General features: G+C 39.3%; 10 protein-coding genes. 7 read left to right on the forward strand and 3 right to left on the reverse strand.

Annotated features, from left to right (window positions below; all coding sequences use genetic code 11):
* The first annotated feature begins 232 nt into the window (after window positions 1-232).
* Entirely contained in the window at window positions 233-1024 is a 792-nt protein-coding gene (locus CHB71_RS14425; protein ID WP_089357651.1) for a hypothetical protein, read from the forward strand.
* Window positions 1025-1106: 82 nt separating this feature from the next.
* On the opposite strand, the gene CHB71_RS14430 is transcribed toward CHB71_RS14425, so the two are convergent.
* Both CHB71_RS14430 and topA read right to left on the reverse strand, forming a co-directional pair.
* Window positions 1107-1607, reverse strand: coding sequence for a GNAT family N-acetyltransferase (locus CHB71_RS14430; protein ID WP_089357652.1), 501 nt, complete (start codon window positions 1605-1607; stop codon window positions 1107-1109).
* Between the two features lie 43 nt (window positions 1608-1650).
* The gene (topA, locus tag CHB71_RS14435) at window positions 1651-4002 is read right to left on the reverse strand and encodes a type I DNA topoisomerase (protein WP_089357653.1); all 2352 of its coding nucleotides are present in this window, start codon (window positions 4000-4002) and stop codon (window positions 1651-1653) included.
* A 163-nt stretch (window positions 4003-4165) separates the two neighbouring features.
* On the opposite strand from topA, the gene CHB71_RS14440 reads away from it, so the two are divergent.
* The 3 genes from CHB71_RS14440 to CHB71_RS14450 all read left to right on the forward strand — a co-directional run bounded on the left by CHB71_RS14440 (window position 4166) and on the right by CHB71_RS14450 (window position 6173).
* Window positions 4166-4654, forward strand: coding sequence for a SixA phosphatase family protein (locus CHB71_RS14440; protein ID WP_089357654.1), 489 nt, complete (start codon window positions 4166-4168; stop codon window positions 4652-4654).
* Window positions 4655-5668, forward strand: coding sequence for an agmatinase family protein (locus tag CHB71_RS14445; RefSeq protein WP_089357655.1), 1014 nt, complete (start codon window positions 4655-4657; stop codon window positions 5666-5668).
* Between the two features lie 61 nt (window positions 5669-5729).
* Window positions 5730-6173 carry a hypothetical protein gene (locus CHB71_RS14450; protein WP_089357656.1) on the forward strand — a complete coding sequence of 148 codons (444 nt, stop codon included), beginning with the start codon at window positions 5730-5732 and terminating at the stop codon, window positions 6171-6173.
* 3 nt (window positions 6174-6176) lie between these two features.
* Here CHB71_RS14450 and CHB71_RS14455 read toward each other — a convergent pair whose 3' ends face one another.
* Window positions 6177-6764, reverse strand: coding sequence for a TlpA family protein disulfide reductase (locus CHB71_RS14455; protein ID WP_089357657.1), 588 nt, complete (start codon window positions 6762-6764; stop codon window positions 6177-6179).
* A 138-nt stretch (window positions 6765-6902) separates the two neighbouring features.
* Between CHB71_RS14455 and CHB71_RS14460 the strand changes: the two genes are divergently transcribed.
* The 3 genes from CHB71_RS14460 to CHB71_RS14470 all read left to right on the forward strand — a co-directional run bounded on the left by CHB71_RS14460 (window position 6903) and on the right by CHB71_RS14470 (window position 18489).
* Window positions 6903-8702, forward strand: a complete 1800-nt coding sequence (locus CHB71_RS14460) for a hypothetical protein (protein ID WP_089357658.1) — start codon at window positions 6903-6905, stop codon at window positions 8700-8702.
* Complete coding sequence (locus tag CHB71_RS14465; protein ID WP_089357659.1) at window positions 8692-9105, forward strand: hypothetical protein; 414 nt, start codon at window positions 8692-8694, stop codon at window positions 9103-9105. Before CHB71_RS14460 ends, CHB71_RS14465 begins: the two co-directional genes overlap by 11 nt.
* Window positions 9106-9243: 138 nt before the next feature.
* Entirely contained in the window at window positions 9244-18489 is a 9246-nt protein-coding gene (locus tag CHB71_RS14470) for a T9SS type A sorting domain-containing protein (protein WP_089357660.1), read from the forward strand.
* The last annotated feature ends 223 nt before the right edge of the window (window positions 18490-18712 follow it).

Raw genomic sequence — 18712 nt, forward strand, 5'->3', positions numbered from 1 at the left:
TATCTAGAAATTCATCAGACGGCTTTTAATTTCTCATACAAGACCACTTCTTCTCCTTAAGGATTTTTAATTAGCCTCTGGGCTATTCCATCGTTGGTCTTAACCAATAATACTAGCTTCTTCTTAGAGACTTTTCGACTGTTTTCTTTGTGATATATACTCAGGCTGGCCTTAGGTAAGTTGCACCAACCTGTTGATTGATAATTGTGTCATACAATCAAATACTAATTCGATGAGATATAAGCTTTTGCTTTCAGTTATTTTATATCTAATACTTACCGCATGTGAAAATGAACAAGATATTTACGATGAAATCACATCGGATTTAATATTGAGTGTAGCAGAAACATATCCAAACAATGAAATCACCAGACCGACGCTAACCTTAAAAATTGAAACTGAAGAGCTATACCCGTGCATCAATTATCAGATAGTAACTCAGAAAAGTGTAACCAGCGATGAACTGAAAATTCAAATATTAGGTACAGAAATTGGCGATTTATGCTTAACAGCCATTGGCCCGGCGACTACCACCTTTGAACTTGACGAAGGCATAAGAAAGATTGTATTATTTAACAATATCATGGAGGGTGAGCATTTGATTTCAATAAGCGAATCATCCGTGACAATCGATAATAGCATTTCAAGTTTTTCATCCTTTACATACTCCAGCTATCACAGATATCCTGAAAACTCCTTCGCATTTCTTTGTGGAACCTTAGAAGAAGATTCAATAGTTTGCAAAGAATTTGAGCAAATACTGCTTAATAATCTATCCCTGGAAGAATTCTCGTTTCCTTCAATTGGCAAAAAGCCTTACCCTGATAATTCGTCAGGATATTGGTTTAATGCACCTGCAAAATACTATGAATATAAGAATGCAGACGACTTGACAAAGGCAGGAGAGTTACTTAACACTTATTACAGTTCCGAACTTTCAAATAAAGAAGGATTGGGGTTGAGCATAATAGGCTGGAACAACACTTATTTTAGAAATGACCAGCGTTTAGATGATAGTAATTAAACGTAACTGACAGCTGTCAGAGGATTCAATTGTTTGCAATTAAGTAGCCATATGCATTTCAGGTTTTTCAATTAGAAATTCATCAGACGACTTTTAATTTCTCATACAAGAGCACTTCTTCTCCTTCAGGATTTTTAATTAGCCTCACTTTTTCAAATCCAAGCTTTTCCAAAGTTGATTGTGAAGCAAAATTCTCTTTTGAAGTGATAGCTAGCACTTTTGATAATTGGAGCTTTTTAAAAGCCATGTTTAACACAGCAGCGCCAGCCTCCTGAATATATCCCTTGCCGGTATATTCTGGAAGAAGAGCAAAGCCTAGATCTGGATGATCCAGGTAAGTCCTTTTAAGGAGACCGCAGACACCAACCGGTACCCCATCTGCTGTTAAAACATAAAGTCCAAATCCATTGCTTTTATATCCTTCAATTAAACCATTCACATAAGTTTTGGCGTCATCCCGTGATTTAATTCCTCGATCACCGATATACTTGATCCATTCGGCCGAATTCATAAGTTCAAAGAAGAATGAAGCATCTCCCAAAGTGGCTTCTCTGAGGTAAAGACGTTCTGTTTTAATCTGCATGGAACGAGCAATAAAAAAAGACCCAATTCCTTGGGCCTTTAATTTACTTTTTCTTTTTGGCTGCCGGTTTTTTAGTAGCAGCCTTTTTTCCACCCCTACCTTTTTTCTCAGGTGCTTTATCAGCGAGTTCTTTGCACTGCTCAAATGTAAGCTCCTCCGGTACTACATCTTTCGGAATCTTCACATTCTTCTTGCCAAACTTAATGTAAGGGCCCCATCGTCCGTTTAATACGGCCACATTCTCATCTTCATCAAAGGTCTTGATGTATTTGTTTGCATCTGCCTCTCGCTTGTCAAGGATCAATTGAACAGCCTCATCCTCCGTGATAGTTAAAGGATCTTGCTCTTTCTTGATTGATACAAACTTTCCGTCGTGACGGATGTATGGCCCAAATCTACCCACAGCAGCAACCATTGGTTTGTCTTCAAAAGTTCCAACTTCACGTGGTAACTTGAAGAGCTCAAGGGCTTCCTCCAGGTTAATGGTATCCATGAACTGACCATGCTTCAAACTAGCATATTGCGGTTTCTCTTCACCTTCAACCAACTCACCCTTTTGTACATACGCTCCATACTTACCGTGACGAGCATATATTTTTTCCCCACTTTTTGGATCTTCCCCAATTTCTCGCACCTGGTTTACAGATGCTCTATCAAGGTCCGCTGATTTTTCTACAGTAGAATGAAAGCCGCCATAAAAGTTGTCAATCATTTTATTCCAAACCGTCTTGCCTTGAGCGATATCATCAAACTGCTGCTCTACATCCGCAGTAAAGCTGTAATCAATAACATTTGGAAAATGATCTACCAGGAAGTCATTAACCACCATTGCGGTGTTGGTTGGGAAAAGCTTGTTCTTTTCCGCACCAGTAATTTCGGTAGCTTCCACGCGCTTGATGTCACCATCTTTCAGCCGGCACTCGATGGAAATTCGCTCTTTGCCCTCTCGAGCATCTTTTTCTACATAGTTTCTTTTCTGCACAGTAGAGATTGTCGGTGCATATGTAGATGGACGACCGATTCCCATTTCTTCGAGTTTTTTCACAAGACTTGCTTCCGTATAGCGAGGTGGATGTCTGGTGAATCCTTGCTTGGCAAGAATCTCTTTCAAATCCAGCACTTGGCCCACGGTCAATGGCGGTAGCATATTGGTGTTTTCTTCTTCACCATTTTCATCGTCTGTGGATTCAATGTAGACTTTAAGGAAGCCATCAAACTTCACAACTTCCCCTTTTGCTACTAATTTTTCATCAGCGGTTGATACACCAATGGTAGCAGTCGTTTTTTCCAATTGAGCCTCAGACATCTGAGAGGCAATGGCTCGTTTCCAGATCAGATCATACAGCCGTTTTTCAGCATCATCTTTTCCTGCGGTTTGTGTTCCAAAGTTAGTTGGGCGAATTGCTTCGTGAGCTTCCTGCGCACCAGCTTTTTTGGTTTTAAAAACTCTCCTGTGTGCATATTTCTCGCCATAGTTTGAGTTAATAGCCGCCGCGGCACCATTCAATGCTTCGTCAGAAAGGTTTAGCGAGTCTGTCCTCATATATGAGATTTTACCAGCTTCATATAGTTTCTGAGCAACTGACATAGTTCGCGCTACAGAAAAACCTAACTTTCTACTTGCTTCCTGTTGAAGGGTTGAAGTTGTAAATGGAGGAGCCGGAGACTTCTTTGCTGGCTTGGTTTCAAGATTCTCTATAGAAAAATCAGCACCGTTGCATTTCTGAAGGAAGCTCATGGCTTCATCTTCCGTTTTAAATTTCTTGGGTAGTTCAGCTTTTAGGATTTTGCCACCTTCAAGGTTAAACTCAGCAGTTATTCTAAAGGAAGATTCAGGAGTGAAGTTGGCGATCTCACGCTCTCGTTCAACAACAAGCCTTACTGCAACAGACTGAACCCGTCCGGCGGATAGGCCTCCTTTAATTTTTTTCCAAAGAATAGGAGAAAGCTCAAAACCCACAAGCCTGTCAAGAATTCTCCTTGCTTGCTGGGCGTTCACCAAATCTATATCAATTCCTCTTGGATTTTGGATAGCATTTTGAATGGCATTTTTGGTAATCTCTCTAAATACAATCCTTCTGGTTTTAGCATCATCAAGATCCAATGCTTCAGACAGATGCCAACTGATCGCTTCTCCTTCACGGTCATCATCCGATGCGAGGTAGATTGTTTCTGCTGCTTTAGCAAGCTTTTTAAGCTCTTTTACAACGTCTTTTTTGTCCTTAGATATCTCATATGTGGGTTGAAATCCATTTTCTATATCAATGGCGGAATCATCCTTTGGCAAATCCCTCACATGACCGTAAGAAGATTTAACCTCAAAATCTTTACCCAAATACCCTTCAATTGTTTTAGCCTTTGCTGGCGACTCTACGATGACAAGATTTTTTCCCATGTTATTTTTTCGAACCTTTTTGCTAGTTGAAACTGTCAATTAGCGCGTAAACATAACACGAGTATTTAAATCCTGTTCACAACAGAAATGAAAAAACTTAAAATTGATAGAATTGGGTGACCTATAAACAATGACTTATCTTTAAGACAAACCATCCTAATCGATGAGAAGAAAACTCTATCTTATCAGACACTCCTATGCAGAAAATTCGGGAGGTAAACCAGATGAAAAACGCGAATTGACTCATGAAGGTCAAAGCACTGTTCGCTCATTGGGCAGACATTTAATAAACGTAGACTTTAATCCTGATATAATTTTTTGTAGCACGTCTGTACGTACTAAAGAAACAGCTATGAATCTGGTTGAAGAGTTGGAAATGAGTGAGCAGGTTGTCGAATATATGGAAGTTATCTATAATGCATCCGTTCGGGAGTTGCTACAGGTTGTTAATGCTGTTTCTGCTGACTATCCTGAAATTGCAATCATTGGTCATAACCCTACTATTTCCTATTTTGGAGAGTTTTTAACCAACTCAGGGATTGGAAACATGGAACCGTGTAGTGTAGTCACCATTAATTTTGATGATTTAAATTGGGTAGAGATCTCCCAGGGAACCGGTAATTTTGAAAGCTACTATCATCCGAACCATTAGATGTATAACCCAAGTGATGTAGGAAAGAAGGGGAGCATTTTTGGCTTGCCATATAACCTGGAGGAATCTAGCCTCGTATTGCTACCTGTTCATTTAGATGTGACAGTGTCTTATGGACAAGGCACTTCTAAAGCTCCGGATTTAATCCTTGAAGAGTCTTCCCAATTAGATTTATCCTTATTTAGTATTGGTCAACCTTGGTTACTTAAAATGGCTATGTATGACCGTATAGTGGTTGCTAGTCAAAATGAGATACACCGAGGACGCGCATATAATGTTATTCAGGCCCTTGAGGCTGGCAGAGAGCCTGAAAAAGATCAATTAGCATTTGTGAATGAGTTTTGCGAGAAGACTCATGAAAAAGTGGAAGAGATATCATCCTCCTTTCTTTCGCTAAATAAAATGGTAGCTGTAATCGGTGGGGATCATTCATCACCTTTAGGTCTGATGAAGGCTCTGGCAAAAAATAACGAATTTGGAATTTTACAGGTAGACGCCCATATGGATCTTCGTTCTGCATATGAAGGGTTTACTTATTCTCACGCAAGCATAATGCACAATGCCTTGAAAGAAGGTAACATCACTTCCTTAACTCAGGTTGGAATTAGGGATTTTTGTGAGGAGGAAGAGCATTTTATCAAACAGTCTGAAAAGCCAATTCATGTCTTTTATGATGAGCAGTTATTTCTAAATCGTTTAAGTGGCATTTTATGGAAAGATCAGGTTGATAAAATCATAGATACTCTTCCTGCTAATGTTTACATCAGCTTCGATGTGGATGGATTAGACCCATCGCTTTGTCCTAAGACAGGAACTCCAGTCGCTGGTGGAATGCAATTCAACGATGCGGTTTATCTTATAGAGCAGGTAGTTAGATCAGGTAGAAAGATTATTGGCTTTGATGTGTGTGAGACAGGAAATGATTCCTGGGATGCAAATGTAGCTGCAAGGATTATTTACCGAATTGCGGTAATGACCGGCACATCTCAAGGGTTACTTCAATTCAAAAATTGAAAAATCTCTTCTTGATTTCTTATTAAATCTTATTTTTATCGCTTATCAATTTAAAATCAATATGCTTCAAAAGGTGCTATTACTATCAGTTTTCATTTCGTTTTCCTCCATTACAGTGGGTCAAAAAATCAAGTACAAGGATGTTTATCCCTATTTGGTGGAAAAAAATTACGTCATTGGCATTCCGCAGTTAAAGAAATTCCTCAGCATTTCCGGAAATGAAAATGAAGCTAATCCAAATTTACAAATGGGGATTTGGTTACATGAGCGATATATTAATGCAAAGTCTGCAAATTCGACACCATCAAAAGAGCTGAGTGACTCAGCCGTTTTTTATTTGGAAAAGGCTAGGGGTTTGATTGATGAAAAAGAGCTAAAGAAGAATAAGCAGTATTATCAGGATTTTGTCAGAAGAGATTTGCGAAGCGGCAAATTCCTCATCAAAGTTTCTGATGTTCATTTAGACATTGAAAATAAAATAGCTGCTATTAAACAGGAAGATTAATTGCTATTTAAATGCCTCTTGAGCAGCTTCTAATTCTTTCAAGAGGTTTTTAAATTTTTCAGTATTGTATTTAGCCATACCATGATTTTCAACCCTAATAATACCTTTTGAATCAACTACATAAGTTGTTGGGATCGAATGGGTATCATAAACAGAAGGAAGTCTGGATCTAAGAAAGTATACGGGAAAATCGAATCCCTTTTTTTCAATAAAGGAACGTGCTTTCTGTTCATTCTCATCCAGTGAGACCATCACGAATTGAATAGACTTTTCCTTTTTATTATATAAATTTTGTATATCAGGCATCTCAGCGATGCAAGGGGGACACCAGGTGGCCCAAAAATTAAGGAATACGATCTCGCCTTTCATTTGATTGAATGGAATCTGTTTTCCATTTTTATCTTCAAGCCAGAAATCATAAGAAGCTTTTTTTTCTTCCGTTAAAATAGTTGGAGATATGATTCCGGTAGATAAAACAACTTGCTGAACCCTTCCAATAACTTCTGTATGCCAGCCAGTTAAATATATAGCCCCAACTATGGTTAGAAGCAATATCCATTCAATGACCTCTCTTCTGATTTTCGTTTTCATTATTAGGGGTTTCGCACCATACTACACCCAAAGAGAGTAAATGATTCCCTATTTTACTCACACAAATGGATCATTAGATTAATTATAAATCCACTTAGTATTTTTATAAATTAGCATCTGAAAAATCTCACCATGCGCATGAAATTTAAGTCAACAGCTACAATTGTCCTTTTATTAATTACTATTGGAGCAAGTGCCCAAAAGATTAAGTATAAAGATCTTTATCCCATTTTGGCAGCAAAGAATTATGAAGAGGGAGGACCACAGCTTAAGCAATACTTGTCTGATGAGAAGAATCAGGATGAGGCTAACCCAAATCTACAAATGGGCCTTTGGCTGGAAGATCGGTTTCTTAAGTATGATGTAGTTGTAGATTCGTCAAAAGTTTATATGGTAGGCGATTCGGCAATCTTCTATTTGGAAAAGGCCAAAACGCTAATAGATGAAAAAGAACTAAAGAAGCGCGATGAATATTATCAATCGTTTTTCAGACGTGATTTAAGAACCGGGGAGTTTGGCATTAAGGTATCTGACGTTCATTTGGATATTGAAAATAAAATTAAGGCGATAGAGGGTAGAATAGCTGACGTGAAAGAACTTCATAGAAGTGTAGCCCGGGTTGAGAAAAATCAAAAGGCTGCAATGGAAGCATATAGAGAATTAACTCAGCAGTTTTCACAATATAACAATCTGCTTATTGGAGCTGGACAGGAAGAGCAGGAGAAGCTTGCATTCATTGAGGAGAATGGTCAGAAAGGTGTTGAGAACGCAGAAACTGTGAAGGAGTTGGCGGAAAAACTGGATTCATACGATTACAGGGAAGAACCGGTGATGAAATCCATCGACCAGTATGGTGTTGATGGAATGAACCAGGCCAACATTAGGAAGGGTAAAATTGAAATTTGGAACTTTGAAGAATGGGCAAGGGACACGCAATCCGAAATTATGGGTGGAGTTGCTTTGTTTAAGACAATGGTGAAAAACTATGCGGATGAAATCAGAGAAAAGAAGCAAAAAGTAAAAAATAGTCAAGATGCTGACATAGGATATTTTCCAACGAATTTATTGAACCAATTTAAAGAATATGATCCTGAGTCAACAGTGGAAAAGCTACTGAAGGTAGAAATGTATGAGGCGCGTATCATTAAGCAGGTTGACCTACAGCTCAATCCGGCATTAATGGATTCATCACTAATTGGAGCTCAACTCGAAATATACGAAGGGGCTTACGAGGATGCTAAAAACATGAATACACTGGTTCAGTCAATCACAACTGATGACCTGGAGATTGCAAAGAAAAAATACACCGATTACATTGATAGTTTTTTCCAGAAGTATGTAACAGCTTCTAAGTATGTCACTGACATGCAAATATGGGCAGGTAGACATGTTGAATGGTTAGGCAACTCGGTGGAGTTTTGGGAAGAGCGAAATAGATGGGGTTTAGATGCTGAAAATGAAGAAGTTAGATATCCACTTTTTGTGCAGGATGCGCCTGAAAGTGGCTTCATGACAATGGGGGTGCCGGTTAAAACCCCAAATGAGATAGTGGTATATGGAGCAAATTTGACAGATGGTAAAGGTTATGTGGCCTCTTTCGGTCCTGACAGACTTTCTCAATGGAAACTTGAATTTGAATTGCCCGGGACTGATGTGGTGCAATATGAAAGTGATTCCATACCTACAATTGAAGGCTCTGAAAGTTTTTATATATACAATACCTCAGCCGAGGAAAACAACTTTGTGGTGGTAAGCTATACACCACAAGGACAGCTCAATTGGGGAACTACTGTCACTATACCTAAGAAGCCTGTCGATTTTAAGTTTGATGATCTCACACAGGAACTGACGATTTTGATGTATCCTGAGGAGCAGTTGCCACTGGATTCTGATGAATTGGGCTATGTGGTGATCGATCGGACTGGTAATGCGAGGTAAATTATTATCAGTTATTGTATTTTTCTTTGTTCTTGCATGCTCGGAAGAGGATCTTCCCGGTGGAATCTATCATTATCAGGTTGAAAGGCTGCTATCAGGAGAATCAGGTACTAAAGTTTGGTCTGAGGTGGTAAACTCATCAGATTGCGCAGATTCTGTCAAGCTTTACTTTGAACTGGTCAATGATTCCATTGATATCTCTCAAATAAATCCTGGAGCTACTTGCGTTTTCTTAGATACAATCTATCTGGGGAGAGCAAATGCTTCAAAATTTTCGGAAAGTGACCTTTTTACCGACTCACTCATTTTTTCAAATGGTGATTTTTGGATAGTGAAAGGAATCACTTCTAAAATGCTCTCGATTTTTCGGGATGAAAGTAAAATTGACTATTTAGCTGATTAATTTAATCGAAGAAATAGCCTTTTTTATCTGAATAAGGGTACTTTTATTTTGAAAAACGGTCAGTTGATCGAAGAATTCCTCCAGTGATAATTACCTTTCATAGGTATATTGTATTAATACAAGTCCCTTTGAGTCATTATGCGTACCCATTTAGCCATATTTATTCTTACATTATTTATCTCATCTTCATTGGCCTATTCTCAAGGTCCAGGGGGGGTAAGGGATAATTCCACCAATCTTTTCTGGCTTAGAGGAGATGTTGGTTTATTCGAATCAGGCGGATTGGTTAGCTTATGGGAAGATCAGGCTGCATCCAATAACGCTAGCCCTCCTTCCACTCAAGAACCGGCATTCACTGATCCGGCAATCAATGGTATTGAGGGAGTTACTTTTTCTTCCGGAAAGGAGCTGACGATTGCCAATTCAGGGAGCATCAATACTTCCAACTTTTCTACCAGAACAATTTTTCTTGTTTTCACAACCCCATCTACTTTTTCCGGAAGCCAGGTTCTTTATGAGCAGGGAAATAGTTCTGATGGTTTAATTATTTATTTAGATGGGTCTGGACAGCTGAATGCCGGGGTTTACAACTCTACAAATGACTATTTTATTACGTCCGGAGTACTCACTACAAGCACTGATTATATAATGGCATTCACTTTTGATGGTGGAGTTACGACTATTGAGGCATTCATTGATAATACTTCTTTAGGTACGAATACTTCAACATTAGCTTCTGTTACAGGAACAACAGGTGACATAACATTCGGAGATAGCGGAGATGGAAATCAAATTAGTGGGGGTTCAACAATCACGAATGGAGGTGCAGGGTTTACCGGAACAATTACCGAAGCGATATATTATAATGTTGCTTTAAATGACGCGGAAATCACAATTATCAACAATTATTTAGGTGAAAAGTACGGAATCACCCTTACATCCAATGACGAGTACGCTCAGGCTGGATACGAAAACGAACTTGTTGGAATTGGTAGGCAAACCGCTGGTAATACAGACACTTCCATTTCAGGTTCCGGAGGTGAAATTTATTTTGATGAAAGTGGTGGAACCCTGGACTCAGATGATGAATGGGTTTTTACCGGACATAATGGAACGAGTCATGGCACTACTAAAAGCGATGTAGATGCAGGCCTTACAGGCTTTAGCAGGTGGGCAAGAGTTTGGTATTTAGAGAAAACAGGAACAGTAGATATAACACTTTCATTCGATACGGATGAAGCTGGTTTTGGCCCTGCAGATGATATTGGCACAACTGGAGATTTTAAGCTCCTTTATTCTACAGACCCTTCGTCAGTTGATTTCACTGAAGCTTCAGGCACTCCTGCAGCATCATTTACTGATGGCAATAATAAAGTGACTTTTACTGTCACTGATGCTAACCTAGCAGATGGGTATTATACACTGGGGGTAACCGAAATAGTCAATTTCTATTCATATAAATCTGGTGATTGGGATGATCCTCTCAACTGGACCACTGATCCGTCCGGATCAATTCGTGTGAACCCTGACAGCCGGTACCCGAATCAAACCACCGATAATGTCACGATACTTAATGGTGATGAAATAGATATTGATGCTGATGCAGTTACATCAAATGGCGGATCCTATACGATAGGAGATGTTATTATCAACGCAGGTGGGATTTTAGATATTGAAGGAACTTCCGGTCATACTTTTGAGAATTTTTCTGGGAAGGGTACACTTGTAATGGAGGGTGATAACTTTCCAAGTATAAACACTACCAATAATTTCGTCTCTACTTCAGGAGGAACCGTGCAATTATCTGGCTCCTCTGATTATACGTTCAATGCAGCAGGAAAAGCAACATTTAATAACCTTGATATTGCAGTCACCAGTGCTACAGTAACTTTGATGGATAGCCTAATCTTAAATGGTAACCTGGAATTAAGCAGCGGTACTTTTCGCATAAACGATGATTCGGGAACCGATTTAATCAGACTCGAAGTGGCCGGCGATGTAACTGTAAGTAGCGGCGCTTCATTCACCGTTGGTTTGGGTGATGCATCCAACGATCGAACTGGGGAAACCAATGTACGAGGCGTATTTGATTTTCACCAAATTGATCTGAAAGGAGATTTCACAAATGAAGGTACCATCACTTTCACAAACATAAATGCCACTAGTGTTACAAATGAAGAGTTTTATGAAGCATATCCTACCGCTGGTGACCAGGATAATGATAATGGAGCAGGACCTTTAGATGCAACCGAGTATGGGGTAGTTGAACTTCTCATGACCAATGATTCTGAAAATCAAGACATTACCTGTAATGGTGCTTGTACGTTTTATAGAATAGAGATTGATAAAGGGACTGATGATACATACATCTGTGAGATCAATGCAAATTCACAAGCTAATTTTAATTTATACGGAAGGGTAGCCTTTCAGCAGCATTTTGGAACTGATGAGACACTCTATGAGAATCCCAGAGCACTCGGATTAGAAAAAGGCACACTCAAACTAGGTGACAATATTAACCTTCCGGAAATCTGTCGAAATGATCCTAGTACTTATGGCGGAAATTCAGCAAGAGTTTGTACAGGTAGCTGCAACAGTGATTATGTCATTTTCCCAGATGCCAGATTTTGGGTGGCTGGAACTTCTGTGGTCAACTCAGAGGATCAAAATGGCTTTCATGTGATGGGTAAATTGAAAGTCAGTGATAATGGAGAAATTTCCAAAACAGGAGACGGGAAATGTCAAATTATTTTCGATGATAATGCGGTTGTAGAAATTACTGGTGGAACAGTTACTGTGAATCAGGTAAGAACAAAAAGTAATGGTATTGATCCTCAGGGTGCCTGGATTCACACAGGCGGAACTGTTACCGTTAATTCACTATCGACAAATGCAGGAACGAATGGTGATCATGCATTATTTAGTATGCCATTCAGTACAATGAACTTCACCATGACAGAGGAGGATCCATCAAATCCGACCATTCTAAATATAGAAATGGAAGATCAGGGTGATAATGACAGGCCAAAGCAGACCAGCGGTGAAGATGTGTTGATTCAAATTGGAATTGAAGAAGGCAATTACATAGTTAATGGAGGAACTGTTACTGTGAATATTCTCGAAAGTAGTGTGGATCAAGATCATGGTATTATAAATTCAACTATTCCTTTTTGGAATTTGACTCTTGATAAGATTTCTACAAATAATCAAGAACATAAACTGAGGGCCGTAAATGCAGGAGGTACTGCAACTCCAGCAGCATCAATTCAAGATTTGGTGGTCTTGAATGACTTTAGGATGTTGGATAATGGATGTGGTTGTACCAATAATAACAGGGTAAGATTCGATACGAATGGTGCTAATATGACTATTGGCAATGGATTTTTTATTGAATCCAACACTTTCATTGATACTGATGAAAACACTATGACTTTTGATGGTACGTCTTCAGTTCAGAGAATTTCTGTAGAAGGAGTAATGGAATATGGTCCGGGGGGTTCTAAATCCAGTGGTCTCTATCAAATGGTGTTGAGTGGCTCTGGGACAAAACGTATTGAGGGAACACTTGATCCTTTTGAAATTGGGGATTCTTTAGCAATTGGATCTGGTGTTACATTTGACGATAATGGATTTACTGTAGAAGTAAATGGTGATATTTATAATGCGGGGACACATACCGGTCAGGGTAAGATTGAACTGACAGGCGGAGGTGCTAGTCATTCTATTAACGGAGACGGTAATGGGACGTTTGCAAACTTGGAATTAGATGATGCCAATGGTGCCCTGTTTATCAACGATTTTAATATTGTAGATACACTTACACTCACTACAGGTATTCTGGATATTGATATTCATGGGCTCATACTCAATAGTGATTCTGCAGGAATATCGATCTCAAGCCCGGGCACAACGAAATATATTCGAACGGCGGGAAATGCTTCGGATGAAGGTATTTCGATGTATTTAGCCAACGATAGAGATGATTATTTATTTCCAATTGGTACAGACCAGGAATCCGGAACAGATAAGTATACACCTTTAGAGCTATCTATTTCCGGGTCAAGCAGTTCAAATGATGGATACATCAAAGTAAGTGTTGCAGATGCAATTCTTCCAACTATGGATCCGACGGAGACAGCTCGATTGACATATTACTGGAGGATAAATCATTCAGGATTTACTACAAAACCAGATATTTCACTTCGCATGAACTACGATGATGAAGACATTACTGGAAATGAGAATACTTACAACGGAGGGTATGTACTAGATGAACTTCCATTTACAAGAACAGAGGAAGATGCGAATGATGATGATAGGAACAATAACGAATTAGTATTTAATGGGACTTCTAACAACGGCGCTTTCCCTGGAAATAGGTTTGAAATTATTAATGCAAACTTCAGTAGTGCGGGTAGCAATGCATGGAATGGTTTACCTGAGATTTATTACACTGCTTATGATGTTGGAACAGGATTTACTGCTGACTGGGATCAAAACAGCACATGGTCTACTGAAGGTCACTGGAATGGGGCAGCTGCAGCTTCTGACTATCCACAGGCGGGAGATATTGCTGTAATTGGCTGGGATCCGGATGAAGCTTCTGGCACTGATTCACACTGGATTACAGCTGATGATGATGTCACCGTTGCTCAAATTGTTTTTGCCGATTCCGTTGATGATGGGACAGGTACATGGTCTCAACGTTCTGTTGCATTTGGACCACAAGTTCGTTTTGAGGAATTAACTTCCGGAGGAGGAGTGCTGGATTTAACTACAGGTTTGATCAGCGGCCCTGGAAGGTTGAGATTTCTAGTGGACTGCAGCACATGTGATACTGACGCGAGCGCAAGCGTTATTGAAATCGCTACTTTCTCAGCGGATGTAGGAGATTTTGTGGAAATTGATGGTAACGAGTTCTATTTCGATGCACAGGGAACTCTTGATGGATCTAGTTTCGGTGTGGAAATACCAACTTCATTTCCAGATGAATATCCGGATCTTGTAATTAGAGATGGTGGATATTTTGTATTTACAGAGGATATTCAGGTCAATTATGACTTGATAATTAGAAGTGGTGGTACACTCCGTTTGAATAGTGGTGCCAATGGAGATATTACTGTATTGGATGATGTCCGAATGGTGGTAAATGCCGAGGCTGATTTTATAGAGTTTCCATCAACTGGAACAGCCAGGACGCTTACAATTGGAGATGACTTAGCAATGGATACGGGGGCAGAAGATGAATCAGATGGTGATCAAATAACTGTTCTTAACACAACTCCATCCTCATTGGAACACAGATTAATTGTAGGGGGAGATATTATTCAGGGACCTATTGATGTCATCGATTTGTACAACGGTGCAGGCACCAACAACAATGCAATCTTAGAATTGAATGGAACTGGAAGTCATTCATACAGCATCACATCAGGTACCAGCAATCCTGATTTATATCGCATTGTATTGAATATGGGTACGGACCAATCTAATTCCTTCTCATTTGATGATGATTTTGATCTAAACGGGCCAACCAACACAACTACAAAAGCCCTTGAAATTCAAAATGGAACATTTATTCTGAATGATGCTGCGATTGATATAGAGCTAAATACAGGTGGCGGAGACTTCACTATCCCATCTTCAGGAGGTTTAACTTTAACAGCTGGGACAGCTCGTATTTCCGCTACAGGGACTGGTTCAGGCAATGGGGTCAGACTAAATGGTAAACTAACCATTGATGGTGGTGATGCCGTTTTTACTGATGGAGCGAATGGCGACAACTATATTGAATATGGTAGTGGGGGATCTTCAGAAATAGAATTATCGTCTGGAAACCTTATCGTTGGCTCGCAACTTAGACGGTCGACACTTTCTTCTACTGGTACACTCACCTACAATCAAACAGGCGGTATAGCTTTATTTGGAGTGAATACAGGCGCGACCTTCGTGAATGATCGAGGTGTATTTGAATTGACTGATGGGTCATTCACACTAGATATCACAAGTGGAACGGATGCTTTTGCCCTAGTTGATGCACAAGCCAATCCAACTAATGGATCATTTATCCTTGGTTCATCAATCACAACTCCAACAGTTAGTATTAGCGATGTATCGTTCATAGATTTTGGATATAATGATGGAACTTATACCACAGCAGGATCTCCAAGATTTGATCTTAATACTTACGTAGGTCTTTCGAATATAAGAATCGACAGCTTAAATGCCGGATCACCTTCTGCTAGACTGGTGGTAAATGACCTGGATGTCTCTGGTGATATTAAAATACATAATAGCGGATCACTTGATGCGAATGGTTTTCAGATAAATCTAGCCGGCAACCTGGAAAATGACGGTACTTATACTCCGAATAATAACTTGTTTGTATTTGATGGATCTACACAGGAAATATCAGGAACAACAGCTACCTCATTTTATGACCTAACTGTGAATTCATCGGGAACATTGTCTATTGATAATGCAACGGTACCGGCTTCAGGAATTATTGTAACAAACGACTTCAATGTTAACTCTGGAACCTTTGATGATCAAGGTGTCCCAACAAATGCCCAGGGTAATGTAGATATTGTAACAACATATGACGGTTCAGGTGGTCTTACGATGAATAGTCCTTCTGTTTCTCAGGAGATCACATCATCCGATCGGGCAGGAACAATTAGTAAGCTGATTATTGATAACTCCAACGGAGTTACACTGGCTCAAACCGGTGGAGGAGAAGTAGTCACTCTTACAGTAGACGATGAAATTGCGGTGAATGATGGTGTGTTTAATATATCAGATAATAGACTTTTCATAGATGGAGATGCTTCGATAACAACCACAGGTTCATTTGATGAAAATACCATGATATCTGTGAATGGAGTTAAGAAAAGTGATGGAATAGAAAAGGAATTCAATTCAAGCACCAGCTTTACCATTCCGCTTGGAGTACCTGGTAAGTATACTCCAATAGATGTGGTGATCAATAGCAGCGAAACCGCCACAATACTCTTCAAAGTAATTAACTCAGCCCATCCTTCAGCCACCGGAACAGATGTGTTGGATTATTATTGGGTTGTTACTACTTCTGATAGTGATATAACAGGTTTTGCGGGAAGCTCCATTACATTTCATTATATAGGAAGTGATGTGAATGGAAACATTAACAATTATGCAAATGCAAGACTGGAAACTCCTAATTGGACCAAATTGCAACCACCAATTTCCGGAAATGGAATAAGTTCTGCAGCCAAAACGATTACATGGGATGATACAGATTTAGGTAATAATAATTTTACTGGGGAGTATACCATTGGAGACCCGGATGATATCCCGGATGAATTACTGATTTACAGAACGGTGACTTCTGCTAATGGAAATTGGTCCAGTACAGCTCTTTGGGAAGTTAGCAATGATGGGGGAATGTCTTTCAGTGCAGCAGGTGAAGTACCAAGAGCTGGTTCTATAGTTGAGATTAGAAGTGATGCTGATATCACAATGTCATCAGCGTCTGACAATGATCAAAATATATTTAGTGTAGATATTGAAGGTACACTTAACATCGCAGATTCTGATGGTCATAATTTTGGTGATGTGACAGGTACAGGTACAATGAAATTAGAATCAGGTACGCTACCTGGTGGAAACCTGGATGATTTCTTTACTACAACCGGTGGAACCATCAATTTTGGTGGTTCGGGGAGTTTTACTATACCGGCAGATTTCACGGATGTAAGAGGCTTAGTCATTAGTGATGGTGGTACTAAAAACATTCCTGCAATAGCTTACACTATTGGGGCAGGAGGAATTACCATTCAGGATGGATCCACACTTTCAAATACAAATAATGTTGGATTTAGCAGTACAGGCCCAATCACAATTTCAAATGGCACACTAAACGCCGGAAATAGCTCTACTTCCATAACAGCAGATGATTTGATTTTAACTTCTGGAACCTACAATGGAAATGGAGTTAATGCTACTTTATCTGGTGATCTTAATATCAGCGGAGGCACATTCAATGCTGGGAGTGGTGATTTAAGCTTAAATGGTGATGTTGATTATACAGGAGGAATTTTTAACAACGGAAGCGGTAAAGTGGTTTTTGAAGGTACAAACAACCAGGTTGTAAATGGAGACTTTAAGCCTGATAAAATGTATGATGTTGAAATTAATAAAGCATCAGGGCAGGTTTATATTGGGAATATGGACACTATTGCAATTGCTAACACTCTGACACTTACAGCAGGTAGGTTTAATACTTTAGACTCAACAAGTGCAGCCATTCTGTTATGTGATGTGGGAACGGGATCTGGTAATTACACCAGGACAAGCGGTCATATTAATGGCCCTCTTTTAGTTGAATTGGGGAATAGTCAGTCATTTACGTTTCCTGTAGGAAAAAATAACCTTTACAGACCATTTCAGGTCAACTCAACCAGTGGTCAATCGGGTGTGCAGGTGTGGGAGGTTGAATTTTATAATGTATCGCCTGTAAGTAATGAAGCTGCCGTCGATAATTTCGACGTTGAAGCCTCAAGTAATGTGCAATCAATAATTGAGGAGGAATATTGGCGGGTAAATACTGCTTCTCCAGCCAATGGAGCAACATTTAGAGTGAGCGAAATTGTCACAACCATTTCACAGGATGAAATTGATGACCAAGAGCTCAGGGTCTTAATTTGGGATGATGCAGGCACTGAGTGGGACGACCTTGGTGGAGTTGCTTCAGGGACACCATCAAGTGCATCTATAGTATCAACAATAGGAGCTGCATTTAGTGAAAACTATTTTTCATATGGCTCAGAAAATTCTATGAGCGTTTTACCTGTCGAATTGACGTACTTTAAAGGAGTGGCAGAAAATAATCAGGTAAAGCTAATTTGGGAAACTGCATCCGAAATAAATAACGACTTCTTCGAAGTTCAGCGCTCTGCGGATGGAAATTCATTTGAAGCCATTGGCGTTGTGAAGGGAAATGGAAACAGCAATGAACCGATTCAGTATACCTTCAGAGATTCGAAACCATATTTGGGGCTTAGCTATTATCGATTAAGACAAGTGGACTTTGATGGTGCAGAAGAGTATCTTCCAATCATTCAGGTTGACAATAACTTCAAACAGAAGGGGATAAATATTTCCACCTATCCCAATCCTACCTCCCCTGAAAACCTGAATGTCCGAATCCTTTCAGGAGATGATCATTCTGGTATTACACTAGAAATTGTTGATATGGCGGGCAGGTCGTATGTTCAAAACCATTTTAATGGCTCCTTAATCATTGATCAAAAATTGGAGATCAAAAGAAAAATGATTCCGGGTATCTACTTTATGATCGTTCAGCAAGGAAGAAATACGCAACGTCATAAGATTATCATTAGATAAGCCTTATTCATTCAAGCAATGAGAGAAGACACTGAATTTCTATACATGTAAATAATGTAATTCTACCGCAGTTTTATATCACTTCAAGGATATTTCGATTCCAAATAACGACTAACCATACTTGTCTAGTATAAAAATAGATTCGATTTATCACATCTATTATTGATTTATTATCGATATTATTGTATAATGTTTATTATCATTTGATAATATTTTATGAAAT

The organism is Ekhidna lutea, from assembly GCF_900188325.1.
Classification (GTDB): Bacteria; Bacteroidota; Bacteroidia; order Cytophagales; family Cyclobacteriaceae; genus Ekhidna; species Ekhidna lutea.

Excerpts from the sequence above, each read along its gene's own strand:
- CHB71_RS14425 (WP_089357651.1), top strand. The coding sequence starts at position 233 with ATGAGATATAAGCTTTTGCTTTCAGTTATTTTATATCTAATACTTACC.
- CHB71_RS14430 (WP_089357652.1), bottom strand. The coding sequence starts at position 1,607 with ATGCAGATTAAAACAGAACGTCTTTACCTCAGAGAAGCCACTTTGGGA.
- topA (WP_089357653.1), bottom strand. The coding sequence starts at position 4,002 with ATGGGAAAAAATCTTGTCATCGTAGAGTCGCCAGCAAAGGCTAAAACA.
- CHB71_RS14440 (WP_089357654.1), top strand. The coding sequence starts at position 4,166 with ATGAGAAGAAAACTCTATCTTATCAGACACTCCTATGCAGAAAATTCG.
- CHB71_RS14445 (WP_089357655.1), top strand. The coding sequence starts at position 4,655 with ATGTATAACCCAAGTGATGTAGGAAAGAAGGGGAGCATTTTTGGCTTG.
- CHB71_RS14450 (WP_089357656.1), top strand. The coding sequence starts at position 5,730 with ATGCTTCAAAAGGTGCTATTACTATCAGTTTTCATTTCGTTTTCCTCC.
- CHB71_RS14455 (WP_089357657.1), bottom strand. The coding sequence starts at position 6,764 with ATGAAAACGAAAATCAGAAGAGAGGTCATTGAATGGATATTGCTTCTA.
- CHB71_RS14460 (WP_089357658.1), top strand. The coding sequence starts at position 6,903 with ATGAAATTTAAGTCAACAGCTACAATTGTCCTTTTATTAATTACTATT.
- CHB71_RS14465 (WP_089357659.1), top strand. The coding sequence starts at position 8,692 with ATGCGAGGTAAATTATTATCAGTTATTGTATTTTTCTTTGTTCTTGCA.
- CHB71_RS14470 (WP_089357660.1), top strand. The coding sequence starts at position 9,244 with ATGCGTACCCATTTAGCCATATTTATTCTTACATTATTTATCTCATCT.